Genomic DNA, 4,985 nt, shown 5'->3' with positions numbered 1-4,985 from the left:
GAGTCAGAGGGGTGTCTAAACAGTGGCGATAAAACAATAACTGTCGAACTGCAAAGGCTGGCTCCCCTCCTTAGATAAGGAGGGGCAGTCGGACCCGGTATAGCCAGCAGCTATCAAACCTACTCCTAGGATAATGCCCCGAAGCTGAAAAATCTCCAATGCTATCATTGAAACTGTAAGGTATAAGGCCCCAGAATACAGGTCGCTACGCTATCAAAAGCTTACGAACGTATTGCTGAGGCTGCTGGTATACCTACCGCTAACTTCCCATAAACGAAAAAGGCGCCGCAGAGAAATCTGCGGCGCCTTTTTAACGCTTTACCTTATTCAGCTGGTTATTCCATGTTCAGCTGCATGTCCGGCGTGTTCATCTCAAAACCAACTCGTCGGTTCTGAGCACGGCCTGCTGCTGTTCTGGCTTTAGACAGTCTTGTGTTTACTTTTACAAGTGGCTGCGTTTCACCGTATCCTCTTGTCACCAGTCTGTCTGGGTTCTGTACACCACGCTCGATCAGGTAATCCTTCACAGCCTGTGCTCTTTGCTCAGACAGTGCCTGGTTGTATTCTTCTGAACCGATGTGGTCAGCGTGACCTTTGATCAACAGTACGTGGTCAGGATATTTCTCAAGAGCTACTACGATGCTGTCAAGCAATTGTCTGTAACCGTCCTGTACACGTGCCTGGTCGAACTCAAAGCGAACTTTCTCTTCGATCAGCTTCTTGGTGCTCTCGTCCAGTTCAGGGCAACCTTTGGTTTCAGCAGTACCTGGAGAGTTAGGGCAGATGTCCTCATTATCCGGAACACCGTCACCGTCAGAGTCAACCGGGCAACCGTCTGCACCTACCTGAGTACCAGCCGGCGTGTCAGGGCACTTGTCGTCTTTGTCCGCTACACCGTCACCGTCGCTGTCTGGGCAACCTTGTGTGGCAGCAGTACCAGCCTCATCAGGGCACTGGTCATCTTTGTCGGCTACGCCATCGCTATCGCGGTCAGGGCAACCACCCAGGTTCGCTACACCAGCCTCAGTTGGGCACTCATCCTGGTAGTCGGCTACACCATCACCGTCTGTGTCGATCGGGCAACCTTCTTTGTCAACCTGTACGCCAGTCGGAGTGTCCGGGCACTTGTCTCTTCTGTCCGGAACACCGTCAGCGTCTGTGTCTTTGCCTTTACCCAGGTTAAAGCCAAGGCCTACGTTGTGCTGCAGGAAACGGTCGTTGATGTTGGACTCGATGTTGTCGTACTTGTCGTTGCTGGTGAAGTGCGCAGTAGTCTGCACAAACAGGCTGATGGCGTCAGAAAATCTGAAACGGATACCTGCACCACCATAACCCACACCTGCTACGAAGTTGTCGTCATACGCACCGGATGGCGAGTTGCCTTCTGGTCTTACGAAATGCGCGCCACCACCTACAGTCAGGTATGGACCGATGAAAGCATCTTCTTTCAGGATGTTACCATACATTTTCAGCTTCAGTCCGAGCGTGGCCATACCTATTTTGGTATCCATCGTGTTCGGGAAGTCATTGCTGAACTCAGAGTTACCATAGCTCAGGTTCAAACCTGCATCGAAAGACGGGCTCAGGTATCGGTTCAGCGATACGCCGCCGCCCCAGCCCATTTTCTCTTTCCACCACTGGTTGCCCAGGTCACCTTTATATTGGAGAGCACTTCCGTAAATCTGAAGGTTCGTTCGTTGATCCGCATTCTGTGCAAATAAGGCTGTACTTGCCGACAGCAGAAATACAAGCACGAATGCAATTGTACTTAGTTTTGCTAGAGTTTTTCGCATAATTTTAAAAGGTATATTTTGATATGACAATACGTACATATTTTCAAGTAAGTTTTTTTATATTTCTATAAAAAAACAGACAGAACGTATATAATGATACGTTGGACGGGAGGTAGGTGAATATTTGTAGGGTTTACTCATAAGCAGAAAACATTCAGTTTATATATATAATTGCCTGTATAAGCTTAAATCCATCTTTTAAACCTGTTAAACCAGCCAGCTACTTTATTTGCCGGTCTAATTGCACCAGTATAATTCAACCTGAATCAACCGGCTAAGGTTGTGTACGCAACAGGTTTTAATGCAAAGGCGCTTTTTTTAAACGTAAATACAATAAAAAAGGCTGCAGAGAGTTGTTTTTAGCCCTTAGCCGGACATTCTCTGCCAGGTTTTTGCATCCTATTTACTTTTGTTCATAAGCTGTTCGATATCACTGGCTTCCAGTGGAATGTTTTTCATCAGATCCACTGCTCCGTTCTTAGTCACCAGCAGGTCGTTCTCCAGCCTCACACCGATTCCTTCTTCTCTTATATAGATGCCTGGCTCGCAGGTGAACACCATACCTGCCTCAAACGGCCTGTACTTATTTCCTACATCGTGCACATCCAGCCCCAAAAAGTGAGAGGTGCCGTGCATGAAGTATTTCTTGTAAAGCGGTTTGGCCGGATCCTGGTTGCGGACGTCACTTTCGTTGAGCAGGTCCAGCTTTATCAGTTCGTTCTCCATCACCGTACCCACAAAGGCGTGATACTGATCCAGGCTGTTGCCGGGTACCAGCATCTGGGTAGCCGCTTTCATAACACGCAACACAGCTTCGTATACCTCGCGCTGCCGCTTCGTGAACGTGCCATTTACCGGCACCGTGCGCGTCATATCAGCCGCATAGTTGGCATACTCTGCCCCAAAGTCCATCAGCAGCAGATCGCCGTCCTTGCACTCGCGGCTGTTGTCGGCATAATGCAGAATGCAGGCATTGGCGCCGGAAGCAATGATAGAGGAATAAGCAGGGCCACGGGAACGGTTGCGGATGAATTCATGGCAGATCTCTGCCTCTATTTCATATTCCATCACGCCAGGCCGGATGAACTGTAGCAACCTACGGAAGCCCAGTTCAGTTATCTGGCATGCTTTTTTGATAAGCTCAATTTCTAAGTCGGATTTGATGGCGCGCAGGTAGTGCATGATGGGGGCACTGCGCTCATACTTGTGCAGCGGGTAAGCTTCCCGGCACCATTTCACGAACCGTGCATCGCGCGTTTCTACCTCGATCACAGCGCGCAGGTGCTCGTTGGTGTTCAGGTATACATGCTCAGCTTCTGACATGAGCGCATTGAGTACCTGCTTGAAATCCTGCAGCCAGAAGACCGTCTGGATACCCGATACTTCCCGCGCTTGTTCTTTGGTTAATTTGTAGCCTTCCCAGACAAGTATATGCTCATTGGATTCGCGCACGAAGAGCACTTCCTTCATCTTCTCGTCTTTTGAATCCGGGAAAAGGAGCAGGATGCTTTCTTCCTGGTCTATACCTGAGAGGTAGAACAGATCACTGTTCTGACGAAATGCCATGGTCCCATCCGCATTGGTTGGCATGAAGTCATTGGAATGGAAAACAGCAATGGAGGAAGCTTTGAGCTGACGCGCAAAATTACGCCTGTTATGACAAAACAGCTCCTTGTTAATGGGCTGGTATTTCATAGTTGTAGGGTTAGGTGCAAAGCGGATTTGCCAGTCAGCTGCATTACTACAGTCTAACTAACGGCACAAAGGTAGTACTTTTATCGCAAGAGCAAACACCTTTATATAAAAAACCAAATATTACAGGTTTCGTACCGTGTGCCACTCCTGCCGGCTAATCAGGCTACATAAAAAGGTAATTACTTTATTTTCTGACAGATAAAAGTACATCCAGCAGCTGTTCGTTGCGGATATCTCTGGCACATTTAAAATGTCCTTCGGGGCAGGATTTGTACCCATGCAACCCACAAGGACGGCAGTACAAGGGCTCTTCTCTTTCTACCACCACGGCAAAACTGGCCAGCGGCCCGAAGCCGAAGCGGGGTACGGTGGAGCAATAGATCGCACAGGTGGGCGCATCAAGGGCAGAGGCCAGGTGCATCGGACCGGAGTCATTCACATAGTTGAGCACGGCATCCCGCATCAGCGCTGCCGACTGCAGCAGGTTCAGCTGACCGCACAGGTTCTCGATCCGCTGGTGAGTGGATCCGGCCATGATTTCATCGCAATGGGCCTTGTCGGCAGGAGAGCCCAGCAGGTATACCGTATACTCGCCACCTATACTATTAATGAGTGTCACCCACTGCTCCAGCGGATATTGCTTCGTAAACCAGACAGAAGTAGGTGCCATGCAAATGAATGGGGCCTGTTTCAGCCCCTGTACCTTCTCAAAATCCTGCGCTGCCGGGTATAGTTTGGGTTTAGCGGGCTGGTGGTCTGTCAGGCTGGCGATGAGCAGGTGGTTGCGCTCGATTTCGTGCGTGCCGGATTCCACATCGTGGGGATAGCGGCGCGTGAAGAAGCGGGAAAACGGGTTCTTATCAAACCCCACAGTCTCCCCTGCTCCCGAAAGGGCGGTCAGCAAACCGGTGGCCCCGAAGCGTTGCAGATTCACCACCAGGTCATACTTTTCCTTCCTGATTTGGGCCAGCAGTTGCAACAGGCTTTTGTACTTGCCCTCCTGCTTGTTCCAAACCAGCACCTGGTGCAGCAAGGGGTGCCCTTTGAGCAGCGATTCGTTGCCTTTGCGGAGCAGAAAATCGAGTTGCGCCTGCGGGTAGCGGGCATGCAGTTTTTCCACCAGTCCGGTCGCCAGCACGACATCACCCAGGAAAGCCGTCTGTATGATAAGTATCTTCTTCATGAGCTGCGCTATGGCGGCAAAGCTACAGGAATGCGCCAAGAGTTAAAAGCCAGGTATAGCTCCGTAGCAAAACATATGGCAGCGAACCAATTTGCGCTTGCATATTCACGGAAAAGAGCAAATATTTTTTCCTTCTTATACTTAAGAGAATTAGTTTAGCAGTTCTGAATTTAGTACATCTGGCAGCTGCTCCATAATTCTATGTATGCTGCTACCCAAAAAATTTATTGATTACGGCCGGCAAGCCAACGCTTATGAAAATACCTATACCTTTCCTGAAAGGCCTGTGCTTCTTTTTACTGTTCCTGATGACA

At 49.5% G+C, this 4,985-nt stretch carries 3 protein-coding genes; all 3 read right to left on the bottom strand.

Annotated features, from left to right (window positions below):
• Positions 1 to 335: 335 nt before the first annotated feature.
• Positions 336 to 1,793 (bottom strand): OmpA family protein, encoded by a 1,458-nt coding sequence (locus OB13_RS00590; protein ID WP_461488194.1) that lies wholly within the window; start codon positions 1,791 to 1,793, stop codon positions 336 to 338.
• A gap of 399 nt (positions 1,794 to 2,192) precedes the next feature.
• Positions 2,193 to 3,488: an aminopeptidase P N-terminal domain-containing protein gene (locus tag OB13_RS00585; protein ID WP_461488193.1), complete on the bottom strand. Its 1,296-nt coding sequence runs from the start codon at positions 3,486 to 3,488 to the stop codon at positions 2,193 to 2,195.
• A gap of 184 nt (positions 3,489 to 3,672) precedes the next feature.
• Positions 3,673 to 4,671, bottom strand: a complete 999-nt coding sequence (locus tag OB13_RS00580; RefSeq protein ID WP_461488192.1) for a glycosyltransferase family 9 protein — start codon at positions 4,669 to 4,671, stop codon at positions 3,673 to 3,675.
• Between the last annotated feature and the right edge of the window lie 314 nt (positions 4,672 to 4,985).

The organism is Pontibacter sp. HJ8 (assembly GCF_054824225.1).
The sequence above is the reverse complement of the archived record's forward strand: the minus strand, read 5'-3'. Positions and strand labels throughout refer to the sequence as shown.

Excerpts from the sequence above, each read along its gene's own strand:
- OB13_RS00585 (WP_461488193.1), bottom strand. The coding sequence starts at position 3,488 with ATGAAATACCAGCCCATTAACAAGGAGCTGTTTTGTCATAACAGGCGT.
- OB13_RS00580 (WP_461488192.1), bottom strand. The coding sequence starts at position 4,671 with ATGAAGAAGATACTTATCATACAGACGGCTTTCCTGGGTGATGTCGTG.
- OB13_RS00590 (WP_461488194.1), bottom strand. The coding sequence starts at position 1,793 with ATGCGAAAAACTCTAGCAAAACTAAGTACAATTGCATTCGTGCTTGTA.